Source organism: Paenibacillus zeirhizosphaerae (genome assembly GCF_030705605.1).
GTDB classification, from domain to species: domain Bacteria; phylum Bacillota; class Bacilli; order Paenibacillales; family Paenibacillaceae; genus Paenibacillus; species Paenibacillus zeirhizosphaerae.
In genome coordinates this window covers 85,077-105,369 of the sequence record NZ_JAPCKK010000034.1, presented here as the reverse complement: position 1 = coordinate 105,369, position 20,293 = coordinate 85,077, and the positions used below count along the sequence as shown (strand labels likewise).

16 protein-coding genes are annotated in these 20,293 nt (G+C 50.5%); 9 read left to right on the top strand and 7 right to left on the bottom strand.

What is annotated here, in order from left to right:
• Positions 1-211 precede the first annotated feature (211 nt).
• Positions 212-868, top strand: a complete 657-nt coding sequence (locus tag OIN60_RS21750) for a class I SAM-dependent methyltransferase (protein WP_305756967.1) — start codon at positions 212-214, stop codon at positions 866-868.
• Between the two features lie 381 nt (positions 869-1,249).
• Positions 1,250-3,076: a potassium transporter KimA gene (gene kimA / locus OIN60_RS21745; RefSeq protein ID WP_305756966.1), complete on the top strand. Its 1,827-nt coding sequence runs from the start codon at positions 1,250-1,252 to the stop codon at positions 3,074-3,076.
• A gap of 289 nt (positions 3,077-3,365) precedes the next feature.
• On the opposite strand, the gene OIN60_RS21740 is transcribed toward kimA, so the two are convergent.
• The 3 genes from OIN60_RS21740 to OIN60_RS21730 all read right to left on the bottom strand — a co-directional run bounded on the left by OIN60_RS21740 (position 3,366) and on the right by OIN60_RS21730 (position 6,111).
• Entirely contained in the window at positions 3,366-3,896 is a 531-nt protein-coding gene (locus OIN60_RS21740) for a DinB family protein (protein WP_305756965.1), read from the bottom strand.
• Between the two features lie 134 nt (positions 3,897-4,030).
• Positions 4,031-5,443 carry a HAMP domain-containing sensor histidine kinase gene (locus OIN60_RS21735; protein WP_305756964.1) on the bottom strand — a complete coding sequence of 471 codons (1,413 nt, stop codon included), beginning with the start codon at positions 5,441-5,443 and terminating at the stop codon, positions 4,031-4,033.
• The gene (locus tag OIN60_RS21730; protein ID WP_305756963.1) at positions 5,428-6,111 is read right to left on the bottom strand and encodes a response regulator transcription factor; all 684 of its coding nucleotides are present in this window, start codon (positions 6,109-6,111) and stop codon (positions 5,428-5,430) included. The genes OIN60_RS21735 and OIN60_RS21730 overlap by 16 nt, the downstream gene beginning before the upstream one ends.
• A gap of 141 nt (positions 6,112-6,252) precedes the next feature.
• Between OIN60_RS21730 and OIN60_RS21725 the strand changes: the two genes are divergently transcribed.
• Positions 6,253-6,957, top strand: coding sequence for a YceI family protein (locus tag OIN60_RS21725; protein ID WP_370872587.1), 705 nt, complete (start codon positions 6,253-6,255; stop codon positions 6,955-6,957).
• 87 nt (positions 6,958-7,044) lie between these two features.
• Here OIN60_RS21725 and OIN60_RS21720 read toward each other — a convergent pair whose 3' ends face one another.
• The 4 genes from OIN60_RS21720 to OIN60_RS21705 form a co-directional block, all read right to left on the bottom strand.
• The gene (locus OIN60_RS21720) at positions 7,045-7,938 is read right to left on the bottom strand and encodes an acetaldehyde dehydrogenase (acetylating) (RefSeq protein ID WP_305756961.1); all 894 of its coding nucleotides are present in this window, start codon (positions 7,936-7,938) and stop codon (positions 7,045-7,047) included.
• Positions 7,939-8,133: 195 nt separating this feature from the next.
• Positions 8,134-9,051 (bottom strand): FkbM family methyltransferase, encoded by a 918-nt coding sequence (locus tag OIN60_RS21715; protein ID WP_305756960.1) that lies wholly within the window; start codon positions 9,049-9,051, stop codon positions 8,134-8,136.
• 16 nt (positions 9,052-9,067) lie between these two features.
• The gene (locus tag OIN60_RS21710) at positions 9,068-10,123 is read right to left on the bottom strand and encodes an NAD-dependent epimerase/dehydratase family protein (protein WP_305756959.1); all 1,056 of its coding nucleotides are present in this window, start codon (positions 10,121-10,123) and stop codon (positions 9,068-9,070) included.
• Between the two features lie 36 nt (positions 10,124-10,159).
• A complete protein-coding gene (locus OIN60_RS21705; RefSeq protein WP_305756958.1) occupies positions 10,160-12,010 on the bottom strand; it encodes a thiamine pyrophosphate-binding protein in 1,851 nt (616 codons plus the stop codon).
• 130 nt (positions 12,011-12,140) lie between these two features.
• On the opposite strand from OIN60_RS21705, the gene dmpG reads away from it, so the two are divergent.
• The 6 genes from dmpG to OIN60_RS21675 all read left to right on the top strand — a co-directional run bounded on the left by dmpG (position 12,141) and on the right by OIN60_RS21675 (position 20,229).
• Positions 12,141-13,157: a 4-hydroxy-2-oxovalerate aldolase gene (dmpG, locus tag OIN60_RS21700; protein WP_305756957.1), complete on the top strand. Its 1,017-nt coding sequence runs from the start codon at positions 12,141-12,143 to the stop codon at positions 13,155-13,157.
• A 151-nt stretch (positions 13,158-13,308) separates the two neighbouring features.
• Positions 13,309-13,974 carry a class I SAM-dependent methyltransferase gene (locus OIN60_RS21695; protein ID WP_305756956.1) on the top strand — a complete coding sequence of 222 codons (666 nt, stop codon included), beginning with the start codon at positions 13,309-13,311 and terminating at the stop codon, positions 13,972-13,974.
• A 154-nt stretch (positions 13,975-14,128) separates the two neighbouring features.
• Entirely contained in the window at positions 14,129-15,151 is a 1,023-nt protein-coding gene (locus tag OIN60_RS21690; RefSeq protein ID WP_305756955.1) for a C40 family peptidase, read from the top strand.
• A gap of 212 nt (positions 15,152-15,363) precedes the next feature.
• Positions 15,364-16,917, top strand: coding sequence for a response regulator transcription factor (locus tag OIN60_RS21685; RefSeq protein WP_305756954.1), 1,554 nt, complete (start codon positions 15,364-15,366; stop codon positions 16,915-16,917).
• 18 nt (positions 16,918-16,935) lie between these two features.
• A complete protein-coding gene (locus OIN60_RS21680) occupies positions 16,936-18,729 on the top strand; it encodes a cache domain-containing sensor histidine kinase (RefSeq protein WP_305756953.1) in 1,794 nt (597 codons plus the stop codon).
• 210 nt (positions 18,730-18,939) lie between these two features.
• Positions 18,940-20,229 carry an ABC transporter substrate-binding protein gene (locus tag OIN60_RS21675; protein WP_305756952.1) on the top strand — a complete coding sequence of 430 codons (1,290 nt, stop codon included), beginning with the start codon at positions 18,940-18,942 and terminating at the stop codon, positions 20,227-20,229.
• Positions 20,230-20,293: the final 64 nt, after the last annotated feature.

Sequence of the window (20,293 nt, the reverse complement as noted above, 5' to 3'; positions counted from 1 at the left end):
TAGAGGTCCTTTTTCTGATTGTCGTCCTCTTTTATCCAATGTCAACAAGGCCTGCGGACTGCCGATGTGTTGATCAAACTATTCTCTGGAGCGGTGAAACGAGACTTTGCTGTGCATTCTTAAATGAAGCGAACAAAAAGAATCATTCATGAATATGTTGATGTCAGATGCGAAAATAACCAATTAATTGGAAAAAGAAAGGTGGAATAATATGGGTAAGCTGGTGGATTATTTTTCAGATAACAACGGGAGACTCATCCATAAATGGATGCACTACTTTGATATTTATGAATTCCATTTCGACCGTTTCGTGGGCAAGGAAATCAATTTATTGGAAATTGGCGTGTATCAGGGTGGCTCCATCCAAATGTGGAAGCACTATTTCGGAGAGCAGGCGATGATTTATGGGATTGACGTCGAACCTAGAAGCAAACTCTTCGAGGAAGAACGTGTTCGAATCGAGATCGGAGACCAGGGCGATCGAAATTTCTGGAACCAAATAAAACATTCTCTTCCAACCTTTGATATTATTATCGATGACGGCGGACACACGATGGAGCAGCAGCGCGTTACTTTCGAGGAATTGTACCCGTTACTCTCCCCTAACGGTGTGTACCTTGCCGAAGATCTGCATACAAGCTATTGGTCAGAATACGGGGGCGGGTACCGATCCCCGAATAGTTTCATCGAGTATTCGAAAAGTTTGATTGATAAGCTGAACGCATGGCACTCCAGAACACCTGAACTTGCTGTAGATCGCTTTACCGAAACCACTTGGTCCCTCACTTATTACGACAGTATCCTTGTCATTGAAAAGAGACCTCAAGACAAGCCTATCGACCGCAAAACGGGTTCTTACTCTTGGTGATATGGAAACGATCCGCTCGCCTGAATTGTAAATCTTGCAGCTCTGACGCGGGTAACGGGCACTGGTCTCAATGACCAGCGTCCTTTTTATGTTGTGATAGTATGCACAAAGTCAATCATAGGCACGATTTTAGAAGCGAACAAGAGCTTTCTATTGAGAAAGTTGATTTTTCTTGATTACATGAATCATTTCAGCCCAAATTGACGCATTTAAGATAATACAGCATTTTACATACACCGTTCAAAAGGAATATTCTATTCAAGGCCCGATCAGTATGCCGATAATTTAGGCAACTGCAGGGAAACCTGTATAACAGGAGTCCATGACTGCGTGGGTTTTTGAATTTAATTACTTCTTTTAAGAAAGAAACGGTGAGGACAAATGCTATATTATTTGAAACGATTTTTAATCGGGAGGCCTCTAAAATCACACGAAGCCGGCGAACAGAAGCTAAACAAGAAGAAAGCACTCGCGATTCTCTCTTCGGATGCTCTTTCGTCGGTGGCTTACGGTCCTGAGCAAATATTACTGGTGCTGATCACCATCGGCACGGCCGCCTTCTGGTATTCGATCCCCATCGCCGTTGGTGTGTTAATTTTGTTGGCTGCACTAATATTGTCCTACCGGCAAATTATTTTTGCTTATCCTCACGGCGGCGGAGCTTATGTCGTCTCCAAAGAAAACTTGGGCAAGTATCCTGGCCTGATTGCAGGAGGCTCGCTGTTGGTGGACTATATCCTGACGGTGGCGGTAAGTGTGTCTGCCGGTACGGACGCCATCACGTCTGCTTTTCCCGGCCTGCATAGCTATAATGTGTTGATTGCGGCCGTATTTGTGCTGTTGATCACGCTGCTGAATTTAAGGGGGGTCACAGAATCAGCCTCCGTGCTGGCATACCCTGTGTATTTGTTCGTGCTGGCTCTTTTTATCCTGATTGGTGTCGGCCTATATCGTATTGTGACAGGTCAAGTTTCTCCCGAACTGCACACGTCCATCGGTACTCCGGTGGCGGGAGTGAGCTTGTTCCTTCTGCTGCGCGCCTTTTCCTCAGGAAGCTCTGCGCTTACCGGGGTTGAGGCCATCTCCAATGCGATTCCGAACTTTAAGGACCCGGCCCCGAACAATGCGTCAAAAACGCTAATAGCTATGGGAATTTTGCTTGCCCTGCTTTTTTCAGGGATTGTATTGCTGGCCTATTATTATGGAGTAAGCCCTCAGGAAGAGGTAACGGTCATATCCCAAATCGCCGAGCAGACCTTCGGACGAAATGTTGTGTATTTCTTTATCCAGGGGACCACAGCACTCATTCTGATCCTGGCAGCAAATACGGGGTATTCGGCCTTTCCTCTGCTGGCGGTCAACCTGGCCAAGGACAAATTCATTCCCCGGATGTTTACAGTACGAGGAGACCGTTTGGGCTACTCCAACGGTATTATCATCCTGGGCTTGCTGTCCATTATACTAATCATGGTCTTTAAAGGGCAGACAGAGCATCTGATCCCGCTTTATGCGGTGGGTGTATTTATCCCGTTTACCCTGTCACAGACCGGGATGATGTTGAAGTGGCTTCGTGAGCGGCCAGAGGGGTGGGGGCTCAAATTCATCATTAATACAACCGGAGCTTTGATCAGCTTTGTTGTGGTGATCATGTTCTTTTTAACAAAGTTTAGCCAGGTGTGGTCTGTCCTGATCTTCTTGCCGCTCATCATTTTGCTCTTTTACCGGATCCGGAAGCATTACGACGCTGTTGCGGATCAGCTCAGACTCTCGACATGCGAGCCCGCTGTTCCTATCGATGGTAATGTTGTTGTGCTGCCGGTTGCAGGTATTACCCATGTCGTCGAGAATTCGTTGAACTATGCCAAGTCGCTGTCACCACACCAGATCATTGCTGTCTATGTCCCGTTCGAGCGGGGAGATGAAGTCGCCTTTGAGAAAAAGTGGGAGGCCTGGCAGCCTGATGTCCGGCTGGTGACGTTGTATTCTCCTTATCGGAGCATCATTCATCCATTGACTAAATTTATCGATACCGTGCAGCGCAAGGCCAGTGAATCCAACTATCAGGTCACGGTGATTATCCCGCAGTTTATCCCCAAAAAAGGCTGGCACAACATTTTGCATAACCAATCCAGTTTACTGATTCGGGCTCACCTGCTCTACCGCAGAAATGTCATTGTGACTACCGTGCCTTATCATTTACAAAAGTAATTCTCAGCAAGGGGGTTGTCCCAAATGTCATGAAAATGGCTTAGGGCAGCCCCCTTTTCAATTTTGTTAATCCAGAAGATTGGCGGTTTCCGGTTGTTATTTTTAAGTTGGGTATGCACGTGGCAGCGGAGAGAACGAAGCAATTCCGGAAAAGCGGAGCGTTCACCTTTGGCCCGAAGGGTCAACAGTGATTGCAGGAATGCTTCGTTCTCGGAGCGTCTCACCCACGCACGAAAAGAGTGCCCCCCGGTCAAGAGCCTTTGGGAACACCCACCTGTCGTAGTTTAATTCAAACCTCCGACGTCATTTCATCCTGTCGAGGTGCCTGATACCAAAAAAGTGCATAGTCGTTCATGGTAGAAGCGTGGCCCAATTGACGCAGCATGGTAGAAACATTGCCCCTGTGATAGGTCCCGTGATTAACCAGATGCAGCACAATTTCCGATAAGCGTGTGTGGCGGATTCCGGCGTATGGATTGTCGAGCAGAATAGTTTGCTCCAAATCGGTCTGGCTTCGGAACCATTCTCTGTATTGTCCAGCTAACTCATCAAAGGAGTGGGCGTATTCCTCCACAGAATGCAGGATGCTCCCATTTAGCTGTTGGGTTACTTGCAGCGCCTCGGGCATACCTGTGCCGGTTACAACCAGATACCACATCTTATCCACCGCATAGATATGACTAAGGGCGTGGGCGATGGTGGGAAACGAGCTGTTCACTTCTTGGCTCAGCACAGAGGACGGGAGCTCCTTAATTCTCCCCAGGATCGTTTGATTGGCCCATGTGTGGTATTTAAACATTTCTATTGGATGATTTGTCATTCGTATCGTCTCCTTTTGACTTGCCATGAATTTGTTCTGGCATCTGTTGTTATGATAAACAAAGAAGTATGACAACAGTCTGTCATACTTCTTTGTAAGGTTGTGAATGTATGGGTCCGCTTGTTGTGTCGCGGTTAAACTAGCGTAGCTGCGGAATGGTCATCCACCAGCCGCAGCCGTAGCGCGAAGGTGCTGCCTTCAGGGGAGCTGTCCAGCAGCTCCAAATCCCCATCCATCCCGTTGGCCAGTAGCTTGCTGAAGGTCAGTCCGAGACCGAGGCCCCGGATGGTCTGCTTCTTGTCCTCGCCCCGGTAGAAGCGCTGAAATACAAGCTCCCGCTCCTCCGGCGTAATGCCGATGCCGTTATCGGTTACCCTGATTTCTGCCCAACCGTCCTCACGACGCTGCAAGGAGACCTGAATGCGGATATTTCGTCTTGCCTGGCTTGCCTGTGCGCTGTTGTTCAGCAGATTCGTAATAATCTGCTGAATGCGGAGCGCGTCGCCCTCAACCCATATAGGCTGAACAGGCAGGCTCAGCTCCGGCTGCGCCAGCTTCTCGGGCTGCAGCAGCGACCACTGATGGACGATTTCTCCAAGCAATGGTCCAGCCTCCACCGTTTCACGGCTCATATGGATGACCCCTGCGGTCAGCGCGTTATAATCCAGCAGATCCGCAATCATCCGCTGCAGTCTGTTCGTTTCCTGGAGGGCGATGTCCAGAAATTCCTCGGCCTCCTGCCCCGTTACCACACCTTCCCGCACAGCATAGACCAGACCTTTGACCGAGGTCACGGGTGTCTTCAGTTCATGGGTCAATCCGGCAAGCATAAACTCACGGGAGTGCTCAAGCTGCTGCAATCGTTTGGCCATGTCGCCAAAGGAAGCGACCAGCTCGTTCAGTTCCCTTTCTTTGACCCCGTTAGCCAACTGGACGTTGTAGTCGCCGTGGCTGATTCGTTCGGCGGCTTGTGCTACATTGCGGATCGGCATGGACATTTTGCGGGATAACAAATAAATTGTCAGCCAGCCCAAGGTAGAGAAGGAGGCGAATGCGATCACAAGCATGCCGATCTCATCGGCCGATTGGAACAGGGATTTATTAGGCTGCAGCAGCGTCACCTCGCCGAGGGTGGAGCCGTTATAAAGGATAGGGGCGGTAACCCGTTCAAGCGCTGGAGCGTTATTTTTCTTCTCCTGGTCTAGCCGCCGGTGTGCCTGTTCTTCTGAAATTTTAGGATTGGAAAACAGGAGCTTGCCGTTCTGACCCGTAACAATGACGCAGATATCGGAGCCGTGTTTGATGAACTGCTTCCGGTCTTCAATCAGCGAATCGAGGGTTTCAACAGGCTCACCCGTTTTTTCTTTATTGGCCAGGTGGTCGGCGATTTCTTCAGCGAGCAATCTGGCCGTCTGGAGCTGGCTGTCCCTGGACTCCTCCTGCAATGAGTAGATGGAGATCACCGCAATCAGCAGCAGCCCGACGAACAGCACGCTGAAATAACGTATGGTCCAGTACGTTAGAATTGATGTCAGTTTGCGATCCAAAATTGATACCCCGTTCCCCTCAGCGTTCTAATTTCCCCTTCCGCCGGAGGCCACTGCTCCAGCGCCATACGCAGCCGCCGAATGGACAGGTCCACGGCCCGGTCGCTGCCTTCGTAATCCACACCCCATATTTGTTCAATAAGCTGCTCACGGGTAAAGATCAGGTTCGGATGCTGCGCGAGGAACATCAGCATGGACATTTCACGCGGCGGAAGCTCGACGAGGGCTCCGTTCAAGAGGACGCGCTGGGTCAGAAAGTCGATGGACAGACTGCCAAAATGATGTCTCCGCCGTTCATCGTGCCATTGGGAAGGCCGCCGCAATACGGCATGGACCCGCGCGACAACCTCCTCCGGAATAAAGGGCTTGGACATGTAATCATCGGCTCCGCCATTGAGTCCGGCCAGCTTATCGTCGATCCCGTCACGCGCGGTCAGCATAATGACAGGACAGTTGCTCTGCTCGCGTATCCGCTTTAACACGGTCCAGCCATTAAGCTGTGGCAGCATGATATCCAGCAGCACGAGCGCAGGTGTCTCCTGCTCGAACAGCTCAAGCGCCTGCCTGCCTTCGGCAGCTTGGACGGCCCGGAAGCCTGCTTTCACCAAATAAGCGGCAAGTACCCGGGAGATGGCCGGCTCATCTTCTACGATTAGAATCGTTTTCAAGCGATAAACTCCTTTTGTCGGTAATCTGTTCTTTATATATCCAGTGGTTAGGGTCTATTATACACAAAGTTGATTCAAGGCTTCGACATTTGGCCGACATATTGACATGTTAGGATATCATTTATACAGATTGGATAGGGAGTGGAAATATTGAAGAAAAAAGGATATTGGATCATTGGCGGAGTCGTGGTTGTCCTCATTGGTGGGGGGATATTGGGTAACCAATATATGAATAGCTATCTCGGTAACAATGTAGAAATTGAATCGGTCACTTCCGGCACGGCAGCAGGCTCAACAGAACAAGCAGGGACAGCCGTAAGCGCGGATGCGGTGAACGGAGAATGGACGATTGCGGATACGTCCAATATATATTGGTCGATCACGACTTCACGGGAAACGGTGAACTTCGTGGATAAGTCGGTGGCTGGAAGCTGGACGGTGGACCTGAATGACCCGACAGCGATGTCAGGACAAGGAACGGTACAGATGGCCGAGCTGGACTCTGGAAACGCACAGCGGGACGAGCATCTGCAGACGGCTGATTTCTTGGATGTGGCCACCTACCCGGAAGCCCAGTTTGAAGCGAAGTCCTTCACCTCGTTGCCGACAGAGTGGACCGAGGGAGAGAAGGTGCCGGTTCAAATGACCGGAACGATGACGGTAAGAGGGATTGAGAAAGAGGTTACGTTCGATTCCGAAGTTGTCTACAGCGGTGGTCAGTTGCTGTTGTCCGGCACAACGACGGTGACCTTCGCGGACTTCGGGCTGACCAATCCGCACTCGGTTGTACTGGAAACGGAGAATGACATTCGTGTTCAGCTTGAGCTTGTGCTGACCAAGGCATAAGGAGAGACAACGAAGGCTGTCGAGCATTTCTCGACAGCCTTCGTTATGTTCAATGCGCTGCTTTCGCCGTTGCCGCTCCAGCGGCGCTCATCTTATTCCAAGAGTCTTTTCATGTTTTTTGGCATATTCTTCAGCCATGGCAATCGCGGCACAATTAATTATATCCAGATTTCCGGCATAGGGGGGAAGATAATCCCCCAATCCTTCCACCTTGACCATGATGACAATTCTTCCGTTCTCAAGCGTGGGGGGAACAATCAATTGATAGCCCGGCACATATTGCTGCAACGTCCTCACCATTTCAGTCGTGCGGAGCGTCAGACTTTCCATATCGGGATTCGGCACCAAGGCGAAGACCGTCGTCTGCATATCGATGCAGGGATAGGCGGGATTTAAATTCAGGATCGCCTTGGTCCTGCCGCAGCCTGAGAATTGGGCGATTCCCATCTCGGTCGTCTCGATATACTCATCCAGGTTGTTGCGGGTCGCGGGACCTGCGCTTTTGGACGATATGCTGGAGACCACCTCAATGTACTCGACGTCCGGCTGGGTTTGACCGATCGCATAGGCGATCGGAATCGAGGCTTGCCCTCCGCAGGTGACCATGTTCACATTCTGCTGTGTGAGACATTGATCCATATTGACGGCAGGAACGCACATTCCCCCGATATTCGAGGGTGTCATGTCAATGACAACCTTATTCAATTGCTTGAGGATCGCGGCATGAAGCTGATGATCCTGAGCCGATGTGGCATCGAAGACAAGCTCGTAACGATCCGCTTCATCAATCAAGGCATCGATGCTGCGATCCGATGTATGCACCTGTAGGTCTTTCGCTTTTTGCATGCCGGGTGATTGATTGTTTCTTCCTGCGAATAATACGCATTCCAGCAATTCGGAGCGCATGATCTTAACCAGCAGGTCCGTTCCTATATTTCCGCTCCCGATGATGGCCACCTTCAGCTTCTTATGAGCCATCATGCCCGGCCCCCGCCAGATGGCATCAACACATACTTTAATCCCGAATCTTCAAAATCATGGGCAATGTATTCGGCAACCCTTATCTTCATAGCCATGCAACCCCTTAATCACTTATGATCGCTTTGAAACGAACCATCGTGTCGGACACAGCTTTCCGCCAAACGGCCAACTTCCTGACTGCATCCGTCATTGCATTCATATCAGTGAGGCGTGCTTCTCATTGTGTAGAAATATAAAATTGGTTTCCACCGTTTGATCGTTAATTTCTTCAATGGGAACCATTCTCCCCGACGTAAAAACAAAGCACCGGTAACCAATGCCTTCAAGGATATGCAGGACATCATTGGGATGGTAATTAAACTTTGCGGCCCACTTGCGCAGCAATTCCAGGAACAGAATCGGTTGGTGCCGCTGGATGACTTCCAATCCGCCCTCCACGACCCAAAGCTCGGCTCCCTCGACATCGCATTTCATAAAATCAATCGGCCCGGGAATCTCGTCTATATAGGAATTCAACTGGCGAAACTGGCATTCCACCAGCTCAATTTCTTCACGATCGGACAAATTCTCCAATGAGCTGTTGCCTGTACCGCCCTTATAGAAATAAACAGGGAATGTGCCCTCCTGGTTGGAAAGACCGACATTATAGGCCGTAACATTAGTTATATTATTGAGTGCCAGATTTTGTTGCAGATATTTGAACGTCGCAGGGATCGGTTCAAAAGCATATACCTGGCTATCCGGATACCGCTTTGCCAATTGAAGCGAATAGAAGCCGCAATTGGCCCCGATATCCAGGATGGTGGAGTTCGTGGAAAGCTTGTCAAATATACAATCCAGCTCATCTTGCTCATAGGCGCCAAAATTAAGAGTTTCAATGGGGAACGTCCGCTGATCATTCGGATCGCATAGAATTCGTAATCCATGCTCTCTCGTTGTCATGACGACCTTGCCATCCATAATTTCAATCTTCGCAATGTCCGTATCCTTCAAATAGCTGCTGTAGGCGAACAAGAGCTGATGATATTTTTCATGCATGGTGGTGATATAGTCGGGCTTGGATAAGGTTCCGTTCATAAATTCATTTCTTTCGGAAAACAATGGAGTCGTCAATACGATTCCTTCCCTTCTACAACGTATTGGTGTAACTGCTGATCGTTCTTTGAAATCCTTCGGCTATTCCAATCGATGGACGCCAGCCGAGCTCCATAGCCTTGGCAATGCTCGGAACATTCTTCTCGATCGTACTCTGCACATAGTGGGCGGAACGTTCCGCTCTGACTACCTTTAACCCATGCTCCGGGAACAGGCTGACCAAGGTTTCGGCCAGCTCGGCGATGCTGACTGCTGCGTCGGGATTGCCGATATTATAAGCCTCCGCATTTCTTCCCTTCAGCAGAACGGTGAAAAAGCCTGTCGTTGCATCGGTTAAGTAACAAAAGGAGCGGACATGCTTGCCTTCGCTGGTCATGACGATATCCTTGCGTCTCACGATGTTGCTGACGAAATCGGCGAACACTCTTCCATCGTCAAGCTTCATTCCCGGACCGTAAGTATGATAAGGCCGTGCCACTTTAACCGGAACTCCATATTGTTGATGCCAGCATACGCACATGGTCTCGGCCATTCGCTTGCTCTCCGCATAACAGGACCGCACGCTCATCGAGTTCAAATAGCCGTAATCGCTCTCCTTGGTTGGAATACACGCCTCGGAAACCTCGCCATAGACCTCCCCGGAGCTTATGAACAGAAAAGATTGCAAGTTCTTCTCCTTGGCAAGCTCAAGCATATTTACGGTTCCCATAATATTGGCGGATAAAGTGCCAACCGGATCAACACGGTAATACTTGGGGCTTGCTTGACTGGCTGCGTGAATAATAAAGTCTACATTTCCAATCCCTTCTACAGGCTCGCATACATCCTGAACGAGCAGCTCCAGATGGGCGTCATCCTGATAAGCTGAGAACCGCTCCCGAGCATACTTCTCATTCCTGACCAGGGCCAGAATATGCACAGGCTCATCGAGAAGCTGCTGTTGATTCAGATACATCAGCGTATCCACCATATAGGAAGGAATCAAGCCGCTGGCTCCTGTAATGAGAACCGTGCGGCCGGAGAATGTTCCCCAAGGCAAATCGTTCCCGATAATCGTTGCAAGGTCTTGGTCGATTACAGCATGGTCCATTCCGAATCGTTCATCTCCTTCCTCTTAAGCAAGCAGTCATTCCACACAGTTGGATTCGTATTCTTCTCTGGGGAGAAATGGAAACATATCATCATAGGGCGCGGAAACCATCGTACCATCGTCCAGCTTACGGGAAGCCACTCTGGGAATGAGCAATTGATCGGACGGTGTCATGATTTCGCAGATCATTGGGCCCTCATATCGGATCAATTCTTCGATTTTGCGATCCAATTCATGCAGTTTCGAAATCTTCAGGTACCCCAGCCCGAACGTATCGGCAATCTTGTCGAAGGGAACGAAGCTCAAGCCGGAAGTGGGGCCTTCTCCAATAAGACGCCCTTCCATAAAGTTATTCTGCGTGTGCCGAATCAACAGATATCCGTTATTGTTGAACAGGATAAACTTGACCGGAAGCTTATGGTGGCGAATCGTTTGCAGCTCCTGCAGATTCATCTGGAACGACCCGTCTCCTGTAATGCAATAGACTTCCCGGTGACCCGCCGCCACCGATACGCCGATGGCTCCGGGTGTATACCCCATGGTGGATAAACCCCCGGTGATAATATGTCTTTGTCCTTCTTTCACCCTGAAAGCCTGAGCATGCACGTGGAAACAGGAGCCCGTATCCACCACAAACAGTGCTTCCTTGGACACCTGTTCGGAGAATTTGGTCATGAACCGGTAGGAATTGATTCCGTGGGTATCATCATCATACGCCGGCAAATCGACGGGATAACGCCGCTTCCAATGCTGGGTTTGTGCAAGCCAGGCGGGATAGGATGGCGCAGCGTCCCACTGTGCAGCCAGCTTGGCAAAAAATGCAGCGGCGTCCCCATGGATGGGGATATCCGGAATCACCGAAGGTTTATCGATCTCCCGCTTATCGATATCCACATGTATTTTGATGGCCTTCTTGGCAAACTCGGCATAGTCATAACCGACAAGGCCGATCCCCAATCTGCAGCCGACAGTAATCAACAGATCGCAATTTTGTACCGTAAAATTCGCTGCCCGGTCACCATATGTACCCGGTCGGCCGACGAAGAGGGGATGATCGTAATCGATCAAATCCATCCCTAATCGCGAGGTGAGTACGGGAATCTGCGCTTTCTCTGCAAATGCCCGGAAGGCTTCCATTGCACCGGCAAGCCGAATGCCTGCTCCCACCAATAAACACGGTCGGCTGCTGTTCTTCAGAGCCGCTGTTACCTGATAGGTCTGTTCTTCTGTAATTTCCGGGACTTTCTCTGTCTCTGGAACATAACCAGTGAATGCCTCGGGATCAAAGGAAGCTGCTTGCAAATCAACCGGCACCTCCAGATACACCGGACCCACACGTCCATGCTTGGCGAGAAAAATACATTTCTCCACCTCATACCTGACCTGACTTATATCTTCCAGTCTCACTGCGTATTTCGTAATCTGTTCAAATATAGGCAATGAATCGAAGCCCTGCAGAGCAAATTGCCGTGGGCCCTTGACCTTGGCTAATGAAACCTTGGAATTACCGGCGACAATCACCATTGGGGAGGAGTCCACATAGGCCCCCGCCGCACCGGTGATCGTATTCAGAGCTCCCGGACCTGCCGTGACGTAAGCGACGCCAAGCTGGCCTGTCAAACGGCCGTATGCCTCTGCCGCCATCGTCGCCGCTTGCTCATGGTGACAGCAAATATAAGCCTGCTGTTCATGCTGGTATAGAGCATCGGTCAAGTGCATAATCATTCCCCCAGTGACGAGGAACACCGTTTCACCGCCTGCTTTATATAATGAATGTGTTATATAATCCGCAACTCTCATGTTCAAATCGTTGCTCCCCTCTCCGATCAGCGTCAATGGATAGAAGGTTCTTTTTACTAAAAGCATCGTATGTGTTAAACCGCTCATTGGTTCATCCGGTTCTGGAACGGAAACAAACCCCTTTCACATAATATGAATAGGGCTTCGTATATATGAACATGGAACATATATACGATACGGGATCCCAACTATACAATCGGAAAGGATCGATGGAACTATGGATGAAGCGTGGATAAAGCGTATTCTCATCAGTGACCCGACGCTCAGAGACGGTTCACATGCGATTCAACATAAATTGAACGCTCAGCAGTTAACCTTATATGCGGAAATTGCCGAAGAGGCAGGTATCCCGATCATTGAAGTCGGGCATGGCAACGGACTTGGAGCCTCGTCACTTCAATTGGGCGAAAGCTCCATTTCGGACACGGAGATGCTGGAAACCTGCCGTAATATATTAAATAAAACCAAGCTGGGCATTCATGTCATTCCCGGGTTTGCAACGATCAATAAGGATCTTAAAAATGCGCTGGATATCGGGGTTGACGTCATTCGCGTGGCGTCACATTGTACGGAAGCCGACATCACGAAGCGCCATATCGAGTATTCCCGCAATCAGGGGCGGGAGGTGTACGGCGTACTCATGATGTCGCATATGGCGCCGGCCTCCATATTGGCCGAGGAAGCCCGCAAGATGCAGAGCTACGGGGCTCAGGGCATTATTATTATGGATTCTGCCGGAGCCTATCTGCCGGATAACGTGAAGAACAGAATCGGCGTTCTTGTGGAGGCGCTGGATATCCCCGTCGGTTTTCACGCCCATAACAATCTGGGAATGGGCATCGCCAATTCAATAGCGGCGCTCGAAGCGGGGGCGACCATATTGGATGCGACCATGAGAGGCTTCGGAGCCGGGGCGGGGAATGCGCAGTTGGAGATTCTGATCGCTGTGATGAAGAAGATGGGGTATGAGACAGGAATCGACTTATACAGGCTGCTGGATGCTGCGGATACGGCCGAAGCCAGCTTCCTGAAAGTGCCTTACGTTAATTCAACGAGTATTGTCAGCGGGCTTACGGGCGTGTTCTCAGGCTTCGCGAAGCCTGTCGACCGGATTGCCAAACAGTACAATATCGATCCCAAAGATATATTCTACGAATTGGGAAGAAGGAAGGTCGTCGCCGGTCAGGAGGATATCATTCTTGAAGTTGCCGTCAGCTTATCGCAGGTGCGGTAGCCCATTGTGCTATTGTGCTCTAGCTTCTTATCTCATTCCGGGATTCGGGATTACTTACTGGGGCGAAAATCATTCTCCCCGTCACAAAACCATGGGCTCTGTGAATAGAATGCCAAGAAGCGATTAACAGGTATTCGAGAGGATGAATGTGATGAACGAATGGAAATTTTATGATGCCCTTTTCGAGTGTGATCAGGTCGATATACGGATCAAGAATCAATCCGCATGGGCGGGGCATCGCCAATTCGCTTATGATCTGGTCCGGTTTCTCAAACCGAAAATCATCGTCGAACTCGGCACGCATTGGGGGGCATCCTTTTTCAGCTTTTGTCAGGCCATCAAAGACGAAGGCTATGAGGCTCAGTGCTATGGTGTGGATACGTGGCAAGGTGACGGCCATTCGGGAAGCTATGACAGTACAGTCTATGAAACCATTCAGCGAGCCGTTTCCCAATTATACCAGAAGGAAGCTGTTCCTGTGAGATCACTGTTCGATGATGCGCTTGACAGGTTCGCGGACGAATCGATCGACCTTTTGCATATCGATGGTTTTCATTCCTATGAGGCGGTATCTCACGATTACGAGACATGGCTGCCCAAAGTCGCCGACAACGGCATTGTCCTCTTCCACGATATTTCCGCAAGATATTACGGGTTCGGCGTCTACAAGCTGTGGGAGGAGCTTAAGGAACGGTACCCATCTGCGGAATTCGAGCATTCCAGCGGACTTGGTATTTTGATGCCCAAAGGTTACGATAGCCGGATGGAGACAATCGTGCGGAACTGGGATCAATTGAAGCCACATTATGTGAGTTGACCATTCTCCGGTTCTTTCTTAATTGATAGGGAGAACCGGTTTCTCTGATTTTTGTGGAGCAAATCGCAAGCTTGCAGGAGCATGTCTAGTCAAACTCGAAGTATTAAGATGAAAGATTTTAACTTTTGCATTACAGAAAGTGAGTCCAATCTTAATGAATCGATCTGTCAGAATATTATCGGCATGCTTCGCGGTTATCCTTCTCTTCTCCTTGATCATTCCCGGTTCGGCGGGTGCAGCCGGGGAGAGCTGTGCCCCTTCCCAGGCGGTGCGCAAGCATTACATTAACGTCTCGGTCGCCACGCTCTGGAAGGAGCCGTCCATTAACCGGACACTGGATCAGCCTTCGCTGACCAGCCCGGTAGATATCCGAAAATGGACGGCCTCTATGTCGGTAAGCCAGCGCAGATGGCTGACAGGGCGGACGGAAACGCAGGCGTTGTATGGACAGGAGGTACGCTTGCTGCAGGTCAAGGGAAGCTGGGTCAAGGTGGCTGTCGTTGACCAGGCGACCTCCAAGAGCCAATACGGGTATCCCGGCTGGCTGCCCAGCTCGCAGGTTATGACGACAACCTCCGCTTATGACGGCTGCCCGTTCGTGGTCGTGAGCGCCAAAACGGCCGTATTGTATAAGCAGGACAAGCAGTCCAAGGCGTTGGAGGTCAGCTTTAATACAAGACTGCCCGTCGCTGCACAGGAGGACAGTTGGATCAAGGTTCATACCCCTGCCGGGGGGACCGCATGGCTGAAAGCCAAGGATGCGCTGGTCTATGAGCAGGCTGTGGACATCCCGCAGCCGTCAGGCACCGACCTTGTCCACACAGCGAAGCGGTTCCTGGGTCTGCCTTATCTGTGGGCGGGTGGATCAGCCTATGGTTTTGACTGTTCGGGCTTTACCTCAGCCGTATATGCCTTCCATGGCATCAAGCTGCCGCGTGACGCGTCAGAACAGATCAAGGAAGGGAGGCCGATTGCCCTGGACGAGCTCCAGCCCGGCGATTTGCTGTTTTTCGCATATAACCAAGGCAAAGGCAAGGTGCATCATGTTGCGATGTATGCCGGAGACGGGAAAATGATTCATTCTCCAAAGGCCGGCAAGACGGTCGAGATCATCCCGATCAGCACACCCGAATATGCACAGGAATTTGCAGGTGCCCGCCGGTACATCGGGGAATAATGATCAGAGTGGCGGGCTCGCCTTTGGCCCGAAGAGGCAATAGCGAGGAATGCTGCGTTCTCGGAGCGTCTCCCCCAACGAAAGACGGAAGCGTATTTTTTCCTTTGCCCCTTTGAATTGAATTATGGTAGCATTAATACACTTATAAAGCGCTATCATTGTGATGGGGCTATAGTGGTCTGGAAATTCCGTAATAATGGGGGAGTGAGAGCATGGGGCAGGTATGCCGGATTTTAGTCGTGGATGACGAAACTCTGGTCCGTCAGGGAATCAAGCATTATTTGAACTGGGAGCAGTACGGGTTCGAGATCGCCGGAGAAGCCGCCAACGGCCGGGAGGCCCTGGAGCTGATTGAAACGGTGCACCCGCACATTGTCATTACCGATATTGTGATGCCCCTAATGGATGGCGAAGAGTTCACCAGAGTGGTGAAGAGCCGTTATCCGCAAATTGAGATTATTGTGCTGAGCAGCTATGGCGAGTTCGAGTATGTCCGCTCAACCTTCCAAAGCGGCGTGGCCGATTATATATTGAAGCCCAAGCTGGAGACGGAGGAGCTGCTGCGGGTACTGCAAAAGACCGCCCGCCGTATCCCGTCGATACAATATACCGGCGGTACAGACAGCCATACCGTTACTATGGAGTCTCTGATCGGCAAGCTGATTGCGTCCTATGATATTGAATATGACCCGGATCTTCCGAAGCGGTATTTCCCCTACGGAGGCTTCTGCCTGCTGGGTGCGGGGGGGAGCCGATTGTCACCTAAGAGCGCAAGCGGGGGGATGGCTGATCCCGGGCAGGAGCTGGCCGCTTCCCTGCAGGCGGGCATGGAGCATATCGTGGTCCAGCCCGTACCGGCGGATAGCCCGCTGTCGGTTTTTTTGATTAATGTGAAGCAGGAAGACTATGCACATCTGCTGGCCAAGGTTGAAGGTCTGGTGGAGGCTTCAGCCTCTAGGCATCCGGGGTACGGATGGGTGATCAGCCGATGGTTCAGCAATTTCAATGAATTGGGAAGCATATTCAGGGACAGGCTGAACAAGCTGATCGACAGCAGGTTTTATTTCCCGGAGGTGCCGCTGCTGAAGGAGGCTTCCGTGTCGCAGCCAGGTTCGGACACCGCCTTGTTCGACCTGAAGCGTTTTGCCGAGGATATGAAACGGGAGCATTATGAGTCTGCCTTCCAGTCGCTGCGGGACCATGTGGCCGGAATGGCGAAGGATCACAGGAGTTCGGCTTCCGAATTCAGATCCTTTCTCGGGAACATCATTTTCAATATTACGATTTTGCTGGGCGGCTCCGGTTATGACGTCAAGGAGCTGGATAAAGCGAAGTTTACCTACTTTCAGGCCATAGAAGAGGCTGCTCATGTGCATGAAGCGACCGCAAAGCTTGAGGATTTTCTGCAGGAAGCTGGGCGGCTGATTGCTTTGAAGCAGCAGCAGACGGGCGGCGACAGTATGAAAATGCTGCTCGATTACATCAATGATCACTACAGCGAGCCGCTCAGCCTGACCGCTCTGGCCAAGCATTTTCATTTTAACCCTTCCTACCTGTCCACCTATTTTGCGGCGCACAACACGGAAGGGTTCAGCGAATATTTGAATAAGGTCCGTGTGGACAAGGCGGCCGAGCTGCTGCGCTCAAGTACGGCTCCGATTTCGGAGATTAGCAGCAGGGTTGGGTATTCCGATCACAGCTATTTTACGAAGGTGTTCAAGAAGCTGACAGGCAGCTCGCCCAGCCAATATCGAAGACAGCACTAACAGGAAAAGGAAGCGTTTATGAAAAAGTATCTGGACCGAATGAAGCAGGATGGGCTGTTCATTAAACTATTCATCGTAATGATCATCAGCATTACAGCGGTAAGTGTGTTAACTTCACTGGTTACGATCCGCATGTCGGAGCGTCTGTTCGTCGAGACCTTCAGCATCACCAATTCCAAGGTGTTGAACCAGATTAAAACCAGCTTCGAGTCGTTCAATGATTCCATCGTGAACGCCTCCAGCCATGCGTCCCAGAGCCTGACGGTCAAGAGCTTCCTGACCGCCGGCAGCACCGATTCCGTCACTACGGCCAGGGCCTATTTCACCATGGGCCAGCAGATGAAGCAGATCAAGTCCAGTGTGGATGCATACGATGTGCGCATCACCATTGCGGGTGTGAACGGCAGAAGCTACTCCAACGGCCAGGCATACTGGCCCTTGGCGGCGGAAGACCTGGCAGATCACCCGATTACGGTTAATACGATGGCCGAGCCGAAGCGGCTAATGTATCAATATGACCGTCAGCGTGGGCCGGGAGCCGCGCGGGACGAGCATTTTATAATCGCCTCCAAAGCCCTCGTCGAACGTACAAGCGGATCGCTGTACGGTCTTTTGTATGTCTCCATTCGTGAGCAGGAGTTCAAGCAGTTCTATGCCAATTTCACCAGCAGCGGCAACGATGTCGTCATTCTGGACAAGACGGGCCGGATTGTATCCAGCAACCGCGAAGAGTTGATCGGACAGAGCTCTCCCGGGTTGCTCAGCAATGCCGAAGATCTTGTAAAGCACCAGCTTCCTTACAAAAATGCGGATGTGATGGGCAAGGACCACATTCTCCTCGCCAATTATATCCCGGCGTATGATTTCTACCTCGTTAATCTGATTGACCGCAGGTACGCTGTTGGCCAGATTATCGACGTCAAGTCGGTGATGATGATCTGTCTGGTGATTATTTCACTGGCGCTGCTGATCGTATTTCTGATTTCCAGACGGTTAACCAATTCCTTGTCCCGCCTGGTCAAGCAGATGTCCAAGATCACGGAGAAGAATTTCGATAATTACATCAATATTACCGGAAGCTACGAGACGCGTGAGCTCGGCAAGGCCTATAACTATATGCTCTATGAGCTGAACGACTATATCGAGAAGCTGCTGCACACCCAGAAGGAGCAGCGGAACGCCGAGCTGGCGGCCCTGCAGCGGCAGATTAATCCGCATTTTCTGTACAATACGCTCGCATCGGTCAAATTTCTGGTACAGCAGGGCAGTAAGGAGAAGGCGGCGGACACGATCAATGCGCTGATCTCCCTGCTGCAGAATACAATCAGCAACGTCAGTGAAACGATTACGATTGAGCAGGAATTGGCCAATATGCGGAATTATGTGTTTATTAACCATATCCGCTACGGAGACCGGATCAAGGTCAATATGTTTGCGGCTCCCGATTGCATGCACTATCATGTGCCCAAGCTGATCATCCAGCCTTTTATTGAGAATGCATTTTTCCATGCATTTAATCACAAGAACGAGGGAACAATTTATATCCTGGTGTCCCACACGGAGGATACGCTAATATGCGAGGTGGCAGATAACGGGGATGGCATGGACGGCTTGTCCGGGCAAGATACGTTGCCAAATCCGAAGAGCAAGCGCCAGCTTTTTACCGGGATTGGCATTCAGAATGTTCATAACCGGATCACCCTGTTGTACGGCGAGCAATATGGGGTTAGCATTACGAGCGCCAAAGGGGAGGGAACGAAGGTAACCATCACGCTGCCTCTAATTGAACAACTGCCGGATAGTGAAGAATGATAGCTTTATCCAAATAATCTGCCAAAAACAAAAAATAATACTACATGAAAGCGCTATCCAATCCAATGACATAACAATAGCACCAATCTTGGCAAAGATATTTATAGCTGGCTCAAAAGCGTGAGTGATAAGATAATGGTGCTGAAGGAAACGCTTTCAGTAAAGGGTTTCATAAAACCCGAACTCTAAAAAGAAACAGGGGTTGAACACATGAAAAAAATGATTATGCTCTTGTTGGCATCCGTGCTCGTTTTGTCCGCTTGTTCAAGCGGCGGTGGAGCCAAGGAAGGGGCGGCCTCAGATCCCAATAAAAAAGAGATCACGATCTGGGCATGGGACCCTAACTTCAATATTGCCGCGCTGGAGATTGCCAAGGAATTGTACACAGCTAAAAATCCGGATGTGAAGATTAACATCGTGGAATACGCACAGAATGATATTGTGCAAAAGCTGAACACAGGATTGAATTCCGGTACGACGAAAGGTCTGCCAAACATCGTGTTGATTGAGGATTACCGTGCGCAGAACTTCCTGCAGGCTTACCCGGATTCCTTCCATGAAATGACGAACACAATCGATACTTCAGCCTTCGCCGATTACAAAATCGGACCGACAAGCGTGGACGGCAAGCAGTATGGCGTTCCGTTTGATTCCGGCGTAACCGGACTGTATGTTAGAACTGATTACCTGGAGCAAGCAGGCTATACTCCGGAAGATCTGACGAACATTACATGGGACCGTTACATTGAGATCGGTAAGGATGTCAAAGCCAAAACCGGTAAGGACTTCCTGTCTCAGGACCCGAATGACCTTGGACTGATCCGTATGATGCTGCAGTCCGCTGGCTCATGGTATCTGAAGGAAGACGGCAAGACACCTGGCCTTGCTGGCAACCCGGCGCTGAAGGAAGCACTGGAGACCTACAAAAAGCTGATGGATGCCAATATGGTGACGATGACCTCCGACTGGAGCCAGTTCCTGTCCGCCTTTAACAGCGGTAATGTGGCCACCGTTCCAACAGGCAACTGGATTACACCTTCCGTGAAGGCAGAAGCTTCCCAGTCCGGCAAATGGGCTGTTGTACCGTTTCCAAAAATGGCCGGCAACCCGAATTCTGTTAACGCCTCGAACCTTGGCGGCAGCTCATGGTATGTCATGAACATGGACGGTCAGGATACGGCGGCAGATTTCCTGAAGCAAACCTTCGGAACGGATACTCAGTTGTATCAACAAATGATTACCAAGATCGGTGCCATCGGCTCGCTGAAAGCAGCGGCTACCGGACCGGCTTATGAGGAAGGTCAAGAATTCTTTGGCGGACAAAAAATCTATGCAGACTTCGCGAAATGGTCGGAACAAATTCCGAATGTCAACTATGGCCTGCATACGTATGCTATCGAGGACATCCTGGCCGTTGAAGTTCAGAATTACATGAATGGCAAGGATATCGACTCCGTCATCAATGATGCTCAAGCACAGGCGGAAGCACAGTTGAAATAACGCAGCAAACGCTGTGTCAGAGCAATAGACAGAGATAGCAGGCACGCGACCCCTTGACGAAGGC

Bases quoted from the DNA above. Each gene is read 5' to 3' on its own strand.
- OIN60_RS21720 (WP_305756961.1), bottom strand. From the start codon at position 7,938: ATGATGGCTCATAAGAAGCTGAAGGTGGCCATCATCGGGAGCGGAAAT.
- OIN60_RS21740 (WP_305756965.1), bottom strand. From the start codon at position 3,896: ATGACAAATCATCCAATAGAAATGTTTAAATACCACACATGGGCCAAT.
- kimA (WP_305756966.1), top strand. From the start codon at position 1,250: ATGCTATATTATTTGAAACGATTTTTAATCGGGAGGCCTCTAAAATCA.
- OIN60_RS21710 (WP_305756959.1), bottom strand. From the start codon at position 10,123: ATGGACCATGCTGTAATCGACCAAGACCTTGCAACGATTATCGGGAAC.
- OIN60_RS21685 (WP_305756954.1), top strand. From the start codon at position 15,364: ATGGGGCAGGTATGCCGGATTTTAGTCGTGGATGACGAAACTCTGGTC.
- OIN60_RS21675 (WP_305756952.1), top strand. From the start codon at position 18,940: ATGAAAAAAATGATTATGCTCTTGTTGGCATCCGTGCTCGTTTTGTCC.
- OIN60_RS21750 (WP_305756967.1), top strand. From the start codon at position 212: ATGGGTAAGCTGGTGGATTATTTTTCAGATAACAACGGGAGACTCATC.
- OIN60_RS21705 (WP_305756958.1), bottom strand. From the start codon at position 12,010: ATGAGCGGTTTAACACATACGATGCTTTTAGTAAAAAGAACCTTCTAT.
- OIN60_RS21690 (WP_305756955.1), top strand. From the start codon at position 14,129: ATGAATCGATCTGTCAGAATATTATCGGCATGCTTCGCGGTTATCCTT.
- OIN60_RS21680 (WP_305756953.1), top strand. From the start codon at position 16,936: ATGAAAAAGTATCTGGACCGAATGAAGCAGGATGGGCTGTTCATTAAA.
- dmpG (WP_305756957.1), top strand. From the start codon at position 12,141: ATGGATGAAGCGTGGATAAAGCGTATTCTCATCAGTGACCCGACGCTC.
- OIN60_RS21695 (WP_305756956.1), top strand. From the start codon at position 13,309: ATGAACGAATGGAAATTTTATGATGCCCTTTTCGAGTGTGATCAGGTC.